This window comes from Streptomyces sp. S6 (genome assembly GCF_054880855.1).
On record NZ_JBTYMC010000015.1, the window covers coordinates 32,859 to 49,616 of the forward strand.

10 protein-coding genes and 1 pseudogene are annotated in these 16,758 nt (G+C 69.0%); 4 read left to right on the forward strand and 7 right to left on the reverse strand.

Annotated elements, in window-relative coordinates; all coding sequences use genetic code 11:
* Nucleotides 1-214 precede the first annotated feature (214 nt).
* From ACVNF4_RS03950 to ACVNF4_RS03960, 3 genes are all read left to right on the forward strand, one after another.
* Entirely contained in the window at nucleotides 215-1,585 is a 1,371-nt protein-coding gene (locus ACVNF4_RS03950; protein WP_461801233.1) for a nitrate/nitrite transporter, read from the forward strand.
* A gap of 95 nt (nucleotides 1,586-1,680) precedes the next feature.
* Entirely contained in the window at nucleotides 1,681-2,847 is a 1,167-nt protein-coding gene (locus tag ACVNF4_RS03955) for a uroporphyrinogen-III synthase (protein ID WP_461801234.1), read from the forward strand.
* 590 nt (nucleotides 2,848-3,437) lie between these two features.
* Nucleotides 3,438-4,205: a hypothetical protein gene (locus ACVNF4_RS03960; RefSeq protein WP_461801235.1), complete on the forward strand. Its 768-nt coding sequence runs from the start codon at nucleotides 3,438-3,440 to the stop codon at nucleotides 4,203-4,205.
* Nucleotides 4,206-4,627: 422 nt separating this feature from the next.
* Here the strand turns inward: ACVNF4_RS03960 and ACVNF4_RS03965 are convergent, their stop codons facing one another.
* The 7 genes from ACVNF4_RS03965 to ACVNF4_RS03995 form a co-directional block, all read right to left on the reverse strand.
* Complete coding sequence (locus ACVNF4_RS03965) at nucleotides 4,628-5,023, reverse strand: hypothetical protein (protein WP_461801236.1); 396 nt, start codon at nucleotides 5,021-5,023, stop codon at nucleotides 4,628-4,630.
* A gap of 722 nt (nucleotides 5,024-5,745) precedes the next feature.
* Nucleotides 5,746-6,171 carry a hypothetical protein gene (locus ACVNF4_RS03970; RefSeq protein WP_461801237.1) on the reverse strand — a complete coding sequence of 142 codons (426 nt, stop codon included), beginning with the start codon at nucleotides 6,169-6,171 and terminating at the stop codon, nucleotides 5,746-5,748.
* On the reverse strand, nucleotides 6,171-10,952 hold the full coding sequence (locus ACVNF4_RS03975; protein ID WP_461801238.1) for a putative T7SS-secreted protein: 4,782 nt from the start codon (nucleotides 10,950-10,952) through the stop codon (nucleotides 6,171-6,173). The genes ACVNF4_RS03970 and ACVNF4_RS03975 overlap by 1 nt, the downstream gene beginning before the upstream one ends.
* A complete protein-coding gene (locus ACVNF4_RS03980) occupies nucleotides 10,952-11,665 on the reverse strand; it encodes a hypothetical protein (RefSeq protein ID WP_461801239.1) in 714 nt (237 codons plus the stop codon). Before ACVNF4_RS03980 ends, ACVNF4_RS03975 begins: the two co-directional genes overlap by 1 nt.
* Nucleotides 11,662-12,306: a hypothetical protein gene (locus ACVNF4_RS03985; protein ID WP_461801240.1), complete on the reverse strand. Its 645-nt coding sequence runs from the start codon at nucleotides 12,304-12,306 to the stop codon at nucleotides 11,662-11,664. Before ACVNF4_RS03985 ends, ACVNF4_RS03980 begins: the two co-directional genes overlap by 4 nt.
* Before the next feature lie 68 nt (nucleotides 12,307-12,374).
* Nucleotides 12,375-13,598 (reverse strand): acyltransferase family protein, encoded by a 1,224-nt coding sequence (locus tag ACVNF4_RS03990; protein WP_461801243.1) that lies wholly within the window; start codon nucleotides 13,596-13,598, stop codon nucleotides 12,375-12,377.
* Between the two features lie 164 nt (nucleotides 13,599-13,762).
* Nucleotides 13,763-15,874, reverse strand: a complete 2,112-nt coding sequence (locus ACVNF4_RS03995; protein WP_461801244.1) for a polysaccharide deacetylase family protein — start codon at nucleotides 15,872-15,874, stop codon at nucleotides 13,763-13,765.
* Between the two features lie 282 nt (nucleotides 15,875-16,156).
* Here ACVNF4_RS03995 and ACVNF4_RS04000 point away from each other — a divergent pair.
* Nucleotides 16,157-16,758 (forward strand): annotated as a pseudogene (locus ACVNF4_RS04000) (hypothetical protein); the annotation flags it as partial.

A 16,758-nucleotide genomic window follows, 5' to 3' on the forward strand; every position in this document is an offset into this window, starting at 1 on the left:
GAGCGAGGCCGGTCCCGGCTGTGCGGGGGCGCTCTTTCCCACAGTGCCTGCCCAGGCCCGTCCACCGGAACCCCCGCGTACGCGGACCTCTCACCCCGTCCCCCCGTGAGGTGAGCCCAACGTTCCCTTCCGGTCACCGCCGGGCACAACCCGGAAACGCGTGATCCCTACCTTCGGGACAGCAGCGGACCCCAGGACCCACCGTGGAGGCGTCATGACATCCCCCGGCACACTTCCCGTAGTACCTGAGAGGGGCCGCTGGATAGCGGACTGGGACCCGGAGGACGAGGCGTTCTGGAACGCGGGCGGCGAAAAGATCGCCCGCCGCAACCTGCTCTTCTCCGTCCTCTCGGAACACATCGGCTTCTCGATCTGGACCCTGTGGTCGGTGCTGGTCCTGTTCATGGGCCCGGAGTACGGCCTCACCCCGGCGGACAAGTTCCTGCTCACCTCGATGGTGACCCTGGTCGGCGCCGTGGTCCGTGTCCCCTACACCTTCGCCGTCGCGATCTTCGGCGGCCGGAACTGGACGATCGTCTCCGCGGCCCTCCTCCTCGTCCCCACGATCGCCGCGTTCACGGTGATGGAACCCGGCACGTCGTTCGGGACGTTCCTCCTGGTCGGCCTGCTCGCCGGCATCGGCGGCGGCAACTTCGCCTCGTCGATGACGAACATCAACGCCTTCTTCCCGCTCCGCAAGAAGGGCTGGGCGCTCGGCCTGAACGCGGGCGGCGGCAACATCGGCGTCCCGGTGATCCAGCTGGCAGCGCTCGCGGTGATCGGCGCGAGCGGCGGCCCGAGGGTACTGCTCGGCATCTACATCCCGCTGATCGTCGTCGCCGCGACCCTCGCCGCGCTGTACATGGACAACCTGACGTCCGTGAAGAACGACACCGGCGCCGCGATCGACGCGGCGAAGGACGGCCACACCTGGATCATGTCGTTCCTCTACATCGGCACGTTCGGCTCGTTCATCGGCTACTCGTTCGCCTTCGGGCAGGTCCTGACGAACCAGTTCGGCCGCACCCCGCTCCAGGCGGCGTATCTGACGTTCATCGGTCCCCTGCTGGGTTCCCTGATCCGTCCCGTAGGGGGCTGGCTCGCGGACCGCTACGGCGGCGCGAAGATCACCCTGTACAACTACGTCGGCATGGCGGCGGCGACGGCCGCACTGGTCGTGGCGAGCATGCAGAAATCGCTTCCCTTCTTCGTTTCCGTCTTCATCGTCCTGTTCGTCCTGACCGGCCTCGGCAACGGCTCGACGTACAAGATGATCCCCGGCATCTTCCAGGCGAAGGCGCAGGCCAAGGGGTTGACGGGTGAGACCGCCGCAGCCTACGGACGGCGCCTGTCGGGCGCGTCGATGGGGCTCATCGGGGCGGTCGGCGCCCTCGGCGGCGTCGGCATCAACATGGCGTTCCGCCAGTCGTTCCTGTCGTACGGCTCCGGCACCGGCGCGTTCGTCGCGTTCCTCGCCTTCTACGCCGTCTGCTTCGCGGTGACCTGGGCCGTATACCTTCGGAAGCCAGCCCCGACGATCACCGCCACGGAGTCGAAGCCGCAGCTCAGCTACGCCGAGGTGTGACGTAACACCGCCGACACCGACCGGAACCGAGCCTGTCACGCGCCGTTGACAGGCTCGTCGGTCATGCGGCCTCAGTAACCGGGACGAGAGTGACTATGTACGACGAACAGCAGCGATCCACCGGCGCCTCCGGCGAGGGGCACGCTCCCCTCGCCGGGTTCACCGTCGGCGTCACCGCCGCCCGCCGCGCCGAGGAGCTGGGCGCCCTGCTCCAGCGCCGGGGTGCGGCGGTCGTCCACGCGCCCGCGCTGCGGATCGTGCCGCTGTCCGACGACAGCGAGCTGCTCGCCGCGACGAAGCACCTTCTCGACCAGGCACCCGACATCGTCGTGGCGACGACAGCGATCGGTTTCCGCGGCTGGATCGAGGCGGCGGACGGCTGGGGTCTCGGCGAACCCCTGCTCGCCCGGCTCGCCTCGGTGGAGGTGCTGGCACGCGGCCCCAAGGTGAAGGGCGCGATCCGCGCGGCGGGCCTCACCGAGGAGTGGTCCCCGTCCAGCGAGTCCATGGCGGAGGTTCTCGACCGGCTCCTGGAGCAGGGGGTGGAGGGAGTGCGCATCGCCGTCCAGCTCCACGGCGAGCCGCTGCCCGGGTTCGTGGAGGCGCTGCGTGAAGCGGGCGCGGACGTCGTGGGGGTGCCGGTGTACCGGTGGATGCCGCCCGAGGATCTCGCCCCGCTGGACCGGCTGTTGGACGCCGCTGTCTCCCGGGGCCTGGACGCGGTGACGTTCACGAGCGCACCGGCTGCCGCCTCGCTGCTGTCCCGGGCCGAGCAACGGGGTCTGCTGGGCGAGCTTCTGACGGCCCTTCAGCACGACGTCCTCCCGGCGTGTGTCGGTCCGGTGACCGCACTTCCCCTCCAAGCGGCGGGAGTTGACACGGTCCAGCCCGAACGCTTCCGTCTCGGCCCACTGGTTCAGCTCCTGTGCCAGGAACTTCCCTCCCGTGCACGGGCATTGCCCATCGCCGGGCGCCGGGTCGAGATCCGGGGGCACGCGGTGCTGGTGGACGGGGAGTTGAGGCCGGTACCGCCCGCCGGGATGTCGCTGCTGCGGGCGCTGTCCCGGCGGCCCGGGTGGGTGGTGTCCCGGTCCGATCTGCTGCGGGCGTTGCCGGGGGCGGGGCGGGACGAGCATGCGGTGGAGACGGCTATGGCTCGGCTGCGGGTGGCGCTTGGGGCGCCGAAGTTGATTCAGACGGTGGTGAAGCGGGGGTATCGGTTGGCGGTGGATGGGGCGGTGGATGCGAAGTATGGGGTGTAGGGGGGTGGGGTGAGGGGGGTGGGGCGTGGGGCTTCAGGGCGAGGGGGTTCGGAGTGGGAGGCCCTGGATCGCAGGGGTTCGGGGCGGGGGCTCAGGGCGAGGAGGTTGGGGTGGGGTAAGGGGCGCGGGGCTCAGGGCGAAGGGGTTCGGAGCAGGCGGCCTTGAATCGCGGGGGTTCGGGGCAAGGGCGTTCGGGACGAGGGGCCCAGGGCGAGGAAGTTGGGGAGAGGAGGGGTGAGGGGGCGCGGGGCTCAGGGCGAAGGGGTTCGGAGCAGGCGGCCCTGGATCGCGGGGGTTCGGGGCAAGGGCGTTCGGGACGAGGGGCCCAGGGCGAGGAGATTGGGGAGAGGCCGGGCTCGGGCCGAGGGGCCGAGGGGCCGAGGGGCCGAGGGGCCGAGGGTAAGGGTGTTCAGGGTGCGCGGCCCACGGCGTTCGGGGTGGTGACGAACGTCCGTGGGGCGTCCGGCGTCTCAGTGTCGTGATGCTGAGCCGCTGGAGGACCTGTGCGCCGCTTGTCTGTGTCATCCGTGTTGGCCGTCGTGGTCGGGACGATGTTGTTGGGGGCCTGCGGGGAAGGTCCCGGGAATCGGGTGGACGGTCAGGGGGTCGCGCCGGTCTATCCGTCCCCTGAACGTGCCCGGCAGGTGGCCGCCGCCTGGAACGGCTCGAAGTCGGCGGCGAGTTGGCAGGCGGGATACCACCCGACGGGCGACTGGACCCGGTACCCCCGGGGCGCCGAGAACGCGGCCCTCACCCTGCGAACGACGGCCCTCCCCACGCCCTCTCCTGCCTCCGCCCACATCAAGTGGCCCGACGGCACGTCAATCACCCGCCCGCTACAACCGGCGGCCACGGCGTACGACTTCCTGAACCGCTACGCCGGACAAGGCCCCCAACTCACGGTCACCTCAGTGAAGTTGGGCGAAATGACGCTACCGACAACCCGGGGTCCCGCGACGGTCCCGGCATGGCAGTTCACCGTCGACGGCTACGACGCCCCGGTCGCCCGGGCAGCCTCCGTCCCCTCGGAACTCCCCCCAGGCCCTCTCCCGAGCCGCGCCGCCCAGTGGACGGCCAGCCGCCTGGTGACGGCACAGGGCTCCACGGTGACCGTCATCGTGCCCCACGGCACGTGCGACGCCGGAGCCGGCGTGAAGGTACTGGAGACACCGGGGAGTGTCGTGCTGACCGCGTACGTCCGGGCCCCCAAGTCCGGTCCGTGCAGGGCGGACTTGAAGATGGAACCGGTGAGGGTACGGCTGGCTGCGCCGCTGGGGACGCGGGCCCTGCTGGACGCGTCGACGGCCCTCCCGATCCCCTACGACCTCCCGAAGGGGGCGTCGCCGTCCTGGAGTTGAGGGGGGCACGCGGGATCGGGGGGTGTGGGCGTGGGCAGTTCGGTGAGTGTGGACGTGGACGTGGGCAGCCCGGCGGACGTTTGCGGTTCGGCGGGCATCCGCATCTCGAACCACACGGCCTTCCCAATCCCGTAAGGCCGAGGCTCGGCCCCCGCTTGTCCGCGATCGCGGCGACGAGCGCGAGCCCCCACCCGCCCTCGTCGAGCGGCCCGGCGTCCCGGGGCAGGGGCAGCGTGTTGTCCGTTCAAGTCGAGCTACAGCGACTCCGAGGGCGGCGCCTGCCTCGAAGTAGACACCGAAACGTGGACGTCGTTCCTCACGTACGCCACCACCCCCCACGCCTGACGGGAGGGGCGGCCCCTGGGAACCCCAGGCAGCCGCCCCTTTCCGTCTCACCGCCGGCGTGACCTCAGCGGCACCGATCAGATGATGCGCCTCGGCGCGTCGAACTGGTCCACCGGCGCCACGGGGCACGCGGCCGACGGCCCACCGAGAACGTTCCCGCCGACACCCTCCGCGTTCGGAACGGCACACCGCAGGTCGACGTTGACGAGCGGCGCCCCGTACGTGTTGAGGATCCCGCTGGCGTCACCGCCGATCGCCGTGTCCCCGTTACGCGTGGCGAAGTCGGACGCGGTCCCGCTGCCGCTCGCCGTCTCCCCGTAGGCGACGCGCGCCGCGTGGTTCATCTCCCCCGCGTTGGTGGCGGTGTGGTTCTCCGCACCCGGCCCAGCAGTCGTCGTCGCCGAAGCAACCCCAGTAGCCGCCATCGTCGCCGCCGACGCCAGCGCCGCCCCAGCCAGAACCTTCTTGATCACGAACTTCTCCTGTTCGATCGACTCGAAAAATAACGATCAATATCAATCACTCGATCGTCACCAAACAAAAGAACCCGGCCATCAGGGGTCACGCAGATTCATCTTCCCGAGCTACCCCCACACCTCCAATCAGCCCAACCCCCGCCCAACTACCCAGCTCACCGCTCGCCATTAAGATAAGAAGACAACTCCCTCATCATCTCATTCCGCACACGCAAGACAAACTCGCGCCTCCTCCAGAACAACCGAACCAGCTCGAAACCTGATCCTGGAAACTCTCCTAAACAACAGAGATAATCCCGTCCACCTGAAACACCACATCAAACTGGGCAGCTCGACAAAACTCCAAAGCATTGCAAACCATATCCAGCCAAGCATCAGCAGAACGCGATGGCATGACTCCATAGAACAACCCAGCCAGAGGCACTCAAAGTGAACCTTTCCGCGAATTCCGGAGCAGGCCGGGGTAGTGACGGAAAGCTGGCGCGGGGCGCGACCACAGCCCCCGATCACACGAGTGTGGCCGCGCCTGGCCCAGATGCATGCGATCGGCGGCGCCATCGAGAGGCCGGAGACTCCGGCCGCCCGACACCGCACACGATCTCCCGTCCAGCACCAACGCCGCATCCGGTTCCCTCAACCTGCTTCACACTCATATCCATCAGCACGACCGGACAACGATCAGCACCGATCATCAGCCATACGATCTGAGGCTGTAGCACCTATCGGGCGGGGCGGGGCCCGGCACCCGGGTCGGCACGGAACCCGAGCTCATTTTCCACGGCGAGGGAGATCTCGATCAGCCGCTCCCTTTTCACAGTCGGCACGGAATATTCGCACTCCGCCGCGAATTCAAGGAAATCTTGAGGCAGAGCGATCACATGATGCTGGACGTAGGAAGCAAGGTCCAGCCGCCATACGAAGTGCCCGTCAGTCAGGACAGACGACCCACCAGGGCAGCGGAAGGAACCATCGATTGCGTCCTCTGTCACTTCCATCACGTCCAGGACGGGATGGCCTGAGGTCAGATATCGACTCACTTCATGAAGTGGATAAAGAAGAACACCACTGTGCGGGGTGGGGATTTTCTCCGCATACAGTTCCGAATCGCCAGGGCTCATCTCCCGATAGAAACCGATAAAACGCATCAACTTCCTCCAATGATCGGCAGGAAAATTCTCCAGTATCCGCCGCCATCGATTCTGGGAACCTGCCCAGAACCTAGTACCGGATTCGTTCCGACCCTATCGGTCGGAGCGCGAACTGTCACACCAAGCTCATTTGCGATCTGTTGCCCTATCCCTGAGCTGTCCGCGCCGGAGTGACACACCAGGAGCCGCAGAGGACCTCCGTCGTAATGCGGATTATTGGTGATGGCATCCACGATCTGCCCACCGTTCGCTTTTTTCTTATCTCTCAACTCCAGAAAGCCGTCCGGAGATCCGTGGGCAACCACATCATGCTCACCAGCATTGAGCACGTTCTGGAAGTTCCGGACACTTGAACCGTCTTCCCCGATCAACGTTCCGGTCGGTCCATGTGTGACAGGAGCACCAGCGGGGATTCCACTGTCCTCCATGTAATCACCGGATTGCCCACGAGACCCACAGGGAGAAAGGCCGAGCGGATCACCCCAGGAGTGCGGATTATCCACATAGCCAACCGGGTTCAACGCCGGCTTCAAACCAAGAGGATCGGCAGTGAGATAGCGCGCGGCTTCAGGGTCGTAGTGGCGGAAACAGTTGTAGTGAAGGCCGGTCTCGGAGTCGTAGTACTGCCCGGGAAAACGCAGGGGTGTGTAAGTCGTGCTGCTGCCGGCCCATGCCGTGGCACCCCACAGGGTCGACCGAGTACGCCAGGCCACTCCTCCCTGCTCATCAACGAGCTCGGTCGGCGCACCGACGAGATCCGTGACGATCGCGAAGAAACGGGAGTCGATCTCGCGCTGTGGAGCCTCTGCTGCGGTGATGCGTTCTGTCTGGGAAATCGGATAGAGGCCGCGGTGATCCCAGGTGATGGTCACCGGGTTCGGTAGATCAGGAGATGTCGTGATCTGCTCACAGAGGGTGGCGCCGTCCCAGGTGAACATGACGCGTTCCACGACGGTTTCGCCGTCTTCTGCCAGGCGGAGTTTCGATGTGCGGCGGCCGAGGGGGTCGTAGGTGTAGCGCCAGAGGGTGCCGTCGGGAGTGGTGACCGAGGTCAGGCGGTCTTCCGGGTCCCAGGTGTAGCGCCAGGTGTCCGGCTTGCGGGAGAGACGGCTCTTCCGGCGGAGGGTGACGCGGCCGAGGGCGTCGTGTGCGTAGCGGACCTGGCCGGCGCGGGTGATGCGGGTGCCGGTGTAGGTGCGGTCGCCGGTTGCCTCGTGGCCGGGGTGGGTGGAGGGCCAGTTCGCCTCGGTCTGGTTGCCCGCCGCGTCGTAGGCGTACGCCTCCGTCCAGTCGGCCGCGTGGACGGCCGTCACGCGGCCCGCCGCGTCGAGGTCGAAGCGGCGGGGGCCGGTCGACTGGTCGTCGATACCGGTGAGGTTGCCGTCGGCGCGGTAGGTGTACGCACGGTGTTGGATCGGGCGGGCCGCGGGGCCGGTCACCGACTGGGTTGTCAGGCGGCCGAGTTGGTCGAAGGTGTGGGTCAGGGTGACCGACTCGCCGATGTGGCGGGTGAGTTCGCGGCCGGCTTCGTCGTAGGTGAAGTCGATGGGGCGGCCGGAGGCGCGCATCTCCGTGCGGCGGCCTGCCGCGTCGTAGGACCACGTGGTGGTGGCGCCGGTCGGGGTGGTGCGGCCGGTGCGGCGGCCGAGGTCGTCGTGGGTGTAGGTGACCGTGCGGCCGTCGACCGTCTCCGAGCGGACTCGGCCGAAGCGGTCGCGGAGGACGGTGAGGGTGGTGCCGTAAGGGCCGGTCGCCAGGGCGAGGTTGTCGGTCAAGTCGTAGGCATAGGTGGTGACTTGGCCTGCGGCGTCCTTGCGGGTCGGCTGGCCCAGGTGGTTGCGCTCGAAGGTGGTGGTCTCGCCGAGGGTGTTCGTGCGGGAGGCCAGGCGGCCGGCGGGGTCGTACGCGTACGTCAGGACACGGTCGTCGAAGTCCGTCTCCGTGGTGAGGTTGCCCGCCGCGTCGTAGGCGTAAGTCCAGGTCAGGCCCTGGGGGTTGGTGACCTTGGTGAGGCGGAGTTCGGTGTCGTGGTCGAACTCGTAGCGGACGCCGTCGGGGCCGGTGCGGGCGGTGAGGAGGTCGAAGTGGGTGTACTCGAAACGGGAGACGCCGCCCAACTGATCCGTGTGGGTGGTGCAGTTGCCCTCGCCGTCGTACGTCCACGACTCCGTGGTGCCGTCCGCTGCCGTGCGGCGGGTGAGGCGGCCCTCGGTCGTCCACTCCAGGTGGGTCGTCGCGCCGGTGGGGTCGGTGATCGTCGTGGGGCGGCCGTGGGGGTCCCGGAGGTAGTGGGTGGTTGCCCCTAGGGGGTCGGTGACGCGGAGGGGCAGGCCCATGCGGTCGGGGACGATCGTCGTCGTGTTGCCGTCGGGGTCGGTGACGGCGGTGAGGTGACCGGCCTCGTCGTGGGTGAAGCGGGTGGTGCGGCCCGTAGGGGGTGTCACCGAGGTGCGGTTGCCTCTCGGGTCGTACGTCTGGCGGGTCGTCGTGCCGTCGGGGCCGGTGAACTTCACAGGCAGGCCGAGGTCGTCGTACTCCGCCTTCGACTCCCGTCCGTCGGGGCGGACCATCGAGGTGACGTTGCCCCGCTCGTCGTAGGTGAACGACGTGGTGTGGCCCAGGGGGTCCGTGTGGGAGAGCAGGCGATTGTAGCGGTCGCGCCGGTAACGGGTGACGGCGCCCAACGGGTCGATGTCCGCGACGACTTGGAGGCCGTCGTTGACGAGGAAGCGGCGGGTGCGGCCCTCGCCGGTCGTCGTGGTGGTGACTTTGAGTCCGGTCTCGGGGTCGGTGTCGTCGTACGTGACGCGCAGGGCCATGTGGCCCGCCGCGCCGGTCTCGGCCACACAGCGGTCCTGGTCGTCGTACTCGTAGGTGTAACCGCGGTCGTTGGTGTCGGTCCAGGAGGTGACCCGGCCCGCCTCGTCGTACGTGAAACGCAGGGGCAGCCCCGAGGAGTTGACGACCTCGGTGAGGTTGCCGTCCGTGTAGCCGTAGCTCTTGAGTACCTCGTACGTGGGAGCCAGACGGAGGGCCGTGATGCGGCCGTCGGTCGTGGTGACCCGGATGTCGTGGCCGGAGCTGGAGGCGACGCCCTGAGGGATGCCCCCGGCGTCGTACTCAAGAGTGATCCAGTTGCCGTTGCGGTCGTCGATCTGTTCCAGGACCGCCAGGTCGGCTCCCCTGTCGCCGAAGTGGCGGACCCAGCCGGTGAGCGGGTCGGTGACGGTGTAACCGCCGTCCTCTCGATCCAACGGCCAGCGGGGGCCGTGACTGGGGAGAGTGGGAACACCGGGCGCGGGATGAGGATAGGCGAGGAGCAGGCCGTCCTCGGTGACGAGGACGACGCCCTCGGCGTCGATCTCCAGACGCTGGTCGAACGTGGAGGACCAGGAGGGGCCGAACCAGCGGCCGAGACGGTAGCCGGACTCCACGCGCCTCTTGAGTACTACGGGTAGGAGGCCGGGGAGGGTGACGTCCGTCTGCGGCAGGTACATCTTCCCGCTGGCGAGGTCGATGGGGTCCGAGCCCTTGCTCTCGACGCTGTCGCTCTCGCGGGACGCCTTGCTGGGGCCGTCCGAGACGGTGTCCCGTGCGGAAGCCTCGCCCGCGTCCTTCGCCCCGCTGCGCATCGCCGCCCGTTCAGCGGCTCCCTCCGCTCCTTCCCGTGCTACCCGTACTACCCCCTTCATCTCCCCCAGCCCCTTGGAACCGGCAAGGTCCAGGATGAAGCGGCCCGTTCCTTCGGCGGGATCCTTCTTGAAGTTGTCCCACATGGCGTTGAGGGTGCGGCCGGGGTGGGCGCTCGCGGAGACCAGGCCGGAGAGGGTGAGGTTGAAGTTCTGGACGTAGTCGGCGGGGTGGGTGAGGTTGTAGGGGTCTACGGGGTTGAGGCCGCGGGCGAAGTTGACGAGGTCGCCGGTGCCTTTGGTCACCCCGCCGATCACGTGCAGGAGTTCGGTGTTGGCGGCCAGGAGGCCGTCGGAGACGTCGGCCTTGAGGCGGTCCAGGGGCGGGGGTTCCTGCGGGGCGTGGGCCAGGGCCGCGCGTACGCTGCCGGCAGCCGTCGCACCCGCGGTGTTGCGCTGGCGCCGGGCCTCCGCGAGGACTGCGCGGGCGCGGGTGATCAGGGAGGTGCCGGGGTCTTTGAAAGAGGCTGGGCGCGGGCCGGGGTCCTGGTCGGCGGCGAGCTTCGCGTTGTAGGCGTCGGCCTTCTTGTTGTACGCATCCCTAGCCTGCTCGGACGCCTTCTTGCCCTGCGCGTAGAGGTCGATGGCCTCCTGTGCCTGGCCCTGCGCCCAGGTCACCGTTCCGGCGTAACTCTCCAGAGCCTCGGCAGCCTGCTCGCAGGCCGCGGCAGCGTTGCGCCACTGCTCGGGGTGGCGGACGAACTTCTCGCGGAAGGTCTCGGCCGCCTCGCCCTTCCAGGGGGAGGAGTCGACCTTCTTCAGCCCCGAGGCGACCGTGTCGAACGCCTTGTGGAAATCCCTCAGGTGCTTCGCGGAGGCAGTGATCGCCTTCGGGTTGCCGTGGATCAGCTCGTTCGCCTGCTCGGTCGAACCGAGGTCCTGCTCGCCCGGCGTAGCTCCCAGGTCTGATGCGAGTTGGTCACCGAAGTCCTCGACCTTCTCGGCGAGGGCGCCTGCGCCGATCCTCTCCAGGCCGTCGCCGACGAGTTCGCTGCCCTTGTCGATGCCCTCGCCGAGCATCCTCTTGCCCGTGTTCCAGCCCTCTTCCAGCTTACCGAGGCCGGAGTTGACCAGGTCGTCGAAGCCCATCAGTCTGACTTCTCTTCCTGCTGGGCCTGTTGGGCCTGCCGCTGGGCGCGTTCCTCGGGCGAGGGGCCGAAGATGTGGTCCAACGCCTGCTCGTACTCGCTGTCACTCACCCCGGCCGCACGGTGCAGGCTCTCCGGGGTCGGACCGAACACCCCCATCGGGCCCGGCATCTCGGACGTCATCATGTCCCGGCCCGCGTCCTTCCAGCCCTGTTTCGCGGTCTGAACCGCCTTCACCATGGACACGTCGCTGTAGTCGGGGTTGTCCAACGCCTCGTACCCAGCGAACACGATGTCGTTCCAGCTCTTGTCCGCCACCTCCTCTTCGGATGCGTAAGGGTTGCCTCCCAGAAGGGAGTTGGCGAGCACCTTCATCGATCCGCTCACGTAGTGGTCCGTCTCGTACAGCAACCCGGCGGCGAGGCCGACGGATTGGGCGAACGCGTTCGCCTGGATCACCAGCGTGCGCACGCCCCAGTCCCAGCGCTCGCAGAACGCGGAGAGCTGGGAGCAAAGATCTTCGTGACCCAACTCCAGCCCGGTTAGGGAGAGTTCGGAGAAACCTCTGCCTGCACCGGCGAGGCTGTCGACGCCGATCTCCCGGAGTTCGTCCAGGGTCAGGGTGATGCCCTTCGCGACCTCGGCCATCCCCGCCGTGTCCAGGTCCTTGCCCGCGCCACCGGCCGGGTTCTGCTCCATCGGATCGGTGCTCACCGTCGTCCCTCCCCGTCCGTCTCCGCGTCCACGGCCGCCTCGTCCGGCACGATCCCCGTCACGGGCGGGAACAGCACACCCTCACCCTCACTGCCGACGTCCAGCGCAACTCCGCACGGCACCCCGGCGACCACCGTCCCGACGTCCAGCAGTCGGGCGCCGAGCACACGCCGGTACGACTGTTCGCTCGACACCTCTCCCCTCGCGATCGCGAACCTGGCGAGAGCTTCCTCGTTCGAGAAGGCGTAGATCCAGCGGATTCCGCCGAGGTCGGCGACCAAGGGGACATCGTCCTCGGCAAGTGGTAGGAGGACAGGCGCACGGCGGAACTCACCGAGCAGGGCGGCGAATTCACGTCGGCGACGGGCGGCTTCGGAGAGGGCTGGTGCGTTCCGGGATGACGGGGACGGAAGTTCGGCAGCCGCCCCGGCAGCGGTCCCGGCCTCTCCGCCGGGCACGGCCTCCGCTCCAGGCGCGGCCCCCGCGCCGGGCAGCGGCTCCAGAGCGCGCACCGACTTTGGCACGGACTGCGGCTCCGAGGCCGACGGCGGCTCCAGCGCGGGCAGCGGTGGGTCCATATAGTCGCGCAGACGGGACGGACGCACCGGTCCCGCCGTCTCCTCGCCCCCGATTTCGGCCATGCCCGAAATCATCACACCTGCGTATCGCGAACCGCAACGCAGGTGTGAAATGGAGCCCGGGTGGTGGGTCAGTGGGCGTGGTCGCGGGGGCGGCCGGGGGTGTTTCGGTGGCCTCTGGGCTTGCCGTTCGGCCAGAGGGTGGGACGTCGGCCCGCCGCCAAGTCCTCCACCCACCCGAACGACAGCACGCACAGGGCCGTGAGGAACCAGGTCAACGGGAGGACGGGCCAAGGGGAGTTGAGGAGGCCGGGGGTGTGCTGTTCGAGGAAGGGGATGCTCCAGGCGCGATCCCAGAGGGGTTCGGCGATGACGATGCAGAGGTTGTGCCAGAGGTAGATGGTGACGGCACGGGAGTTGAGGAGGGTGATCAGGCCGTCCCAGCGGCGCAGTGCGCGGGGCCAGGCCTGCCAGCTGGGGCTGAGGTGGAGGAGGAGCAGGACCGTCGCGAAGGACCAGAGGCACTGGGCGAAGGGCATGTCGTCCAGGTCGTGGTCCTGGTGGAGATCGTGCGCGAGGGCGTACCAGAGAGCTACGGCGGCGACGGCCGGGGCCAGGGAGGGGACGGTGTACCGGGGCAGCTTCTGGAGGATGCCCTGATGGTGGGCCATACCCAGGAGCCAGCAGGAGCAGAACGTCGCGAAGTCGGTGACCGTGGAGTCGAGGCGCCAGCTCGTGGTGGTGGCCGAGGTGAACTCCAGGACGGCCGAAAGTACTAGGGGGGCCAGGATCGTGGGCCAGGGGGCCGCGCGCAGGGCCCGGCGCAGGAGCGGGGAGAGGAGGACGAACCAGAGGTAGGCCCTGATGTACCAGAGGGGTACGCCGAGGGCGGTGGGCCAGTCGTCCGCCACGAGCCCCTGAATGCCGTGCGAGACATCGGCGTACGGGGGATCGCTGAGCGGGAGGACCCAGTACCCGAGATGGAGCCACCACCACACCGGGTGCCCCTCCGCGCCGGGTCCCCAGCCCGCGAGGATCATGCCGGGCACCCCGATCGCTCCCAGGAGCCACAGGGGTGGCAGCAGCCGTCGCAGCCGGCCCCGGATGACCTCGGACGCGGGACGCCTGTCCAGGGAGCGGGACATCAGGTTCCCCGCGAGGGCGAACATCACGCCCATCGAGGGGAAGACGATGGGCAGCCAGGCCCACCCCATGAGGTGGTAGAGGACGACGCGGAAGAGGGCGATGGCCCGCAGAAGGTCGAAGTACCGGTCCCGGCCGCCCTTCCGCGCGGCCGGAGGGGCCGGCGACTCCACAACTCCCGCAACCGGCACGGCGTCCGAGACCGACGACATGTCCAGAGGCGCCGTCGTGTCCAAGCCCGAGGCCGTCTCCGGCTTCCCCGTCGTGGACGACGCCGGCTCCCCCTGCGTCCGCTGCCCGGGTATCTTCGGCGCCCGCCGCCTGCCGGAACCGGGCACCGGCGAGGCCCCCGGCTCCGGCGTCCCGAAGGTGCCGCTCATCCCCGCCCTCCACTCTCCGTGGCCAACTGCCCTGGTGGCGCCGAGACTTGGCCCACCCGGCGCAGCTTCTGCCAGCGCAGCCGGCCGCCCGTGAGCGCCGTGATCCAGGACTGGAGCAGGACGATGTACATCAGCTGCCGGTAGAGGATCTGCTGGAGCGGCAGGGAGATCAGCGGGGTGAGGCGCTCCTTGTCGAGGGCGAACGCGTAGGCGGCGCAGGCCCCTTGGATCGCGAGGACGCCGAACCAGGCCGCGACGGTCTTGCCGGTCGGGCCGAAGACCAGGCCGTAGATCAGGAACAGGTCGATCAGCGGCGCCAGGAGCGGCGCGACGACCATGAACAGCGAGACGAGCGGCAGACCCACCCGGCCGAAGCGACCCGACGGCCCCCGTTCGACCACCGCGCGGCGGTGCTTCCAGATGGCCTGCATCGTGCCGTAGCACCAGCGGTACCGCTGCGACCAGAGCTGCTGCACCGACTCCGGCGCCTCGGTCCACGCGCGCGCGTTCTCGGCGTACACGACCCGCCATCCGTCGCGGTGCAACGCCATGGTGATGTCGGTGTCCTCGGCGAGCGTGTCGTCGCTCATCCCGCCGACCCGCTCCAGCGCGGTACGCCGAAATGCCCCCACGGCGCCGGGAATTGTCGGCATACAGCGCAGCACGTCGTACATCCGCCGGTCGAGGTTGAAGCCCATGACGTACTCGATGTGCTGCCAGGCCCCGATGAGGGTGTCCTTGTTGCCGACCTTGGCGTTCCCGGCGACGGCCCCGACACGCGGGTCGGCGAAGGGCTGGACCAACTCCCTTACGGTGGAGGCCTCGAAGACCGTGTCGCCGTCCATCATGACGATGATGTCGTGCGACGCGTTCGCCAGTCCCCGGTTGAGTGCGGCCGGTTTGCCCGCGTTGAGCTGACGGACCACCCGTACGCCGGGCAGGGCGAGTTCCTCGACGATGCGGGCGGTGCCGTCGCTGGAGCCGTCGTCAACCACCAGGATTTCTATGGGGTGTTCACTCCTGACCAGTGAACGCACCGTGTTCTCGATGCACTTGGCCTCGTTGTACGCCGGAACCAGGACCGTCACCGGTTCGGTGACCGGGGCGTCCGGGCCCCAGGTGAAGCCCCGGCGCCGGGTGCGGCGGGTGTGCGCGGCGGACAGGAGCAGCATCAGGCCGAAGCGGGCGAAGACGAGGAAGCCGATCACCGCGAGGCCGACGACGAGGACGCCGGTGAGCTCGTCGGAGGCTGTGACGAGGGCCGTCCACGCCTTACCCTTCCACAACTCGGCGCCGGTGACCGGGATATGGGCGCTCGGGGCGTTGAGGGCCTCGGTGAGGTTCTGGAACTTGTAGCCCCGCGCCTGGAGTTGAGGGAGGTAGCGGTCGAGAGCCTGGACCGTCTCGTGCCGGTCGCCGCCGGAGTCGTGCATCAGGACGATGCCGCCCTTGCCCTTCGGTGGCGTGGAGTTGGCAATGATCCGGGCGACTCCCGGCTTCTGCCAGTCCTCGCTGTCGACGCTCGTGAGAACCGTGAGGTAGCCCCGGCTGCCGACGTACCGCACGACCGGCCACGAGTTGTCGTCCAGCGCGTCGGCCGTCGAGGAGTAGGGCGGCCGGAAGAGCGAGGTGCGGATACCGGCCGCGCCCGCCAACGCCAGCTGGTTCTGGGTGAGTTCCCAGTCGATGCGGGACCTGGACTGGTAGGAGAGGTCGGGGTGGTTGAAGGTGTGCAGGCCGATCTCGTGGCCCTCGTCGGCCATCCGCCGGACCAGGTCGGGGTAGCGGGACGCCATGGTGCCGGTGATGAAGAAGACGGCGTGCGCGTGGTGCTTCTTCAGGACGTCCAGGACCTCGGGCGTCCAGCGCGGGTCGGGGCCGTCGTCGAAGGTCAGGACGATCTTGCGGTCGGGGATGTCCATGCTGGTCGCCTGACCTCCCCGGGTGTCGACGACCGGGCCGCCGTTCAGGATCTTCTCCGGCACCTTGTCCGAGGCGGCCTCCGGGCGGATGCGGTAGTCCGCGAGAATCTCGCTGTGCACATAGCCCCGCAGCATCAGCATCGCCATCACCGCGCAGAGCAGGAGGAGCGGGAGCAGGTGACGCATGGGGAGGAAACGGCGGCGGGGGGTGGCCGGGGGCGAGGGAGGCGGGGCACCCGTAGTACCCGTAGCCCCCGTAGTACCCACAGCGCCCGCAGTACCCGTAGTACCCACAGCGTCCGAGGCACCCGCACCCGTAGTGCCCGTAGTACCCGTAAGGGCTGCGGCACCCGCGCCGTCCGCCCCCTTCCGCCTCCGGCCCGTCACCCCCCTACGACCTGAGGAGGACCCCTGAGACCGGTGCGAGGGTAGAGCTGAGGAACCAGCCGGCCCCTGTACGGACCGCCGGTGTGGACGTGGTGCCATCAGAAGACGCCCTCCGAGGAGGAGAGCGGCGCGGCGGAGGCGAGCGCCTTGCTCGCGACGAGCACCCCGCCCCCGGAACCCGGGGCGCTCACCGGCGCGTCGATGTTCGCGGCCAGGACAGACCCGGGCGTACCGGCCCCGGACGACGAACCACCCGACGCGCCTCCCGGTGACCCGGACGACGAACCGCCCGATGCCCCGGTCGACGACCCCCCGGAGACCGCGCCTCCCGCCCCTCCCGTCCCCGTCCCCGACGCCGACGCGGGCGCCACCTTGCCCGAAGCGGGCGACGACACGGGCGAGGCCCCCGCAGCGGCCGGCCCGGGACTCCCCGCAGTCGTACCCCCGCCACCCGAGGACCCCGACGGCCCCGACGCCTGCCGCTTCTCCGTCACCCCTTGCGAGGCCGACGCGTCCGGCGACGGATCCGGCGAGGGCGCCGCCGAGGAGGGCGACGGCGACGACACCGCCGGGCTGCTGCCGGCCGGCGACGGACTGCCGCTGCCGATACCCGGCCCGGGACCCGTCCCCGGCTTGGTCGCACCGGCGCTCGGCGAGGGCGCGGCCGAGGAGGACGGCCCGGG

Coding starts and splice junctions, on each gene's coding strand:
- ACVNF4_RS03995 (WP_461801244.1), bottom strand. CDS start 15,874: ATGCGTCACCTGCTCCCGCTCCTCCTGCTCTGCGCGGTGATGGCGATG.
- ACVNF4_RS03970 (WP_461801237.1), bottom strand. CDS start 6,171: ATGCGTTTTATCGGTTTCTATCGGGAGATGAGCCCTGGCGATTCGGAA.
- ACVNF4_RS03975 (WP_461801238.1), bottom strand. CDS start 10,952: ATGGGCTTCGACGACCTGGTCAACTCCGGCCTCGGTAAGCTGGAAGAG.
- ACVNF4_RS03955 (WP_461801234.1), top strand. CDS start 1,681: ATGTACGACGAACAGCAGCGATCCACCGGCGCCTCCGGCGAGGGGCAC.
- ACVNF4_RS03990 (WP_461801243.1), bottom strand. CDS start 13,598: ATGTCGTCGGTCTCGGACGCCGTGCCGGTTGCGGGAGTTGTGGAGTCG.
- ACVNF4_RS03950 (WP_461801233.1), top strand. CDS start 215: ATGACATCCCCCGGCACACTTCCCGTAGTACCTGAGAGGGGCCGCTGG.
- ACVNF4_RS03985 (WP_461801240.1), bottom strand. CDS start 12,306: ATGGCCGAAATCGGGGGCGAGGAGACGGCGGGACCGGTGCGTCCGTCC.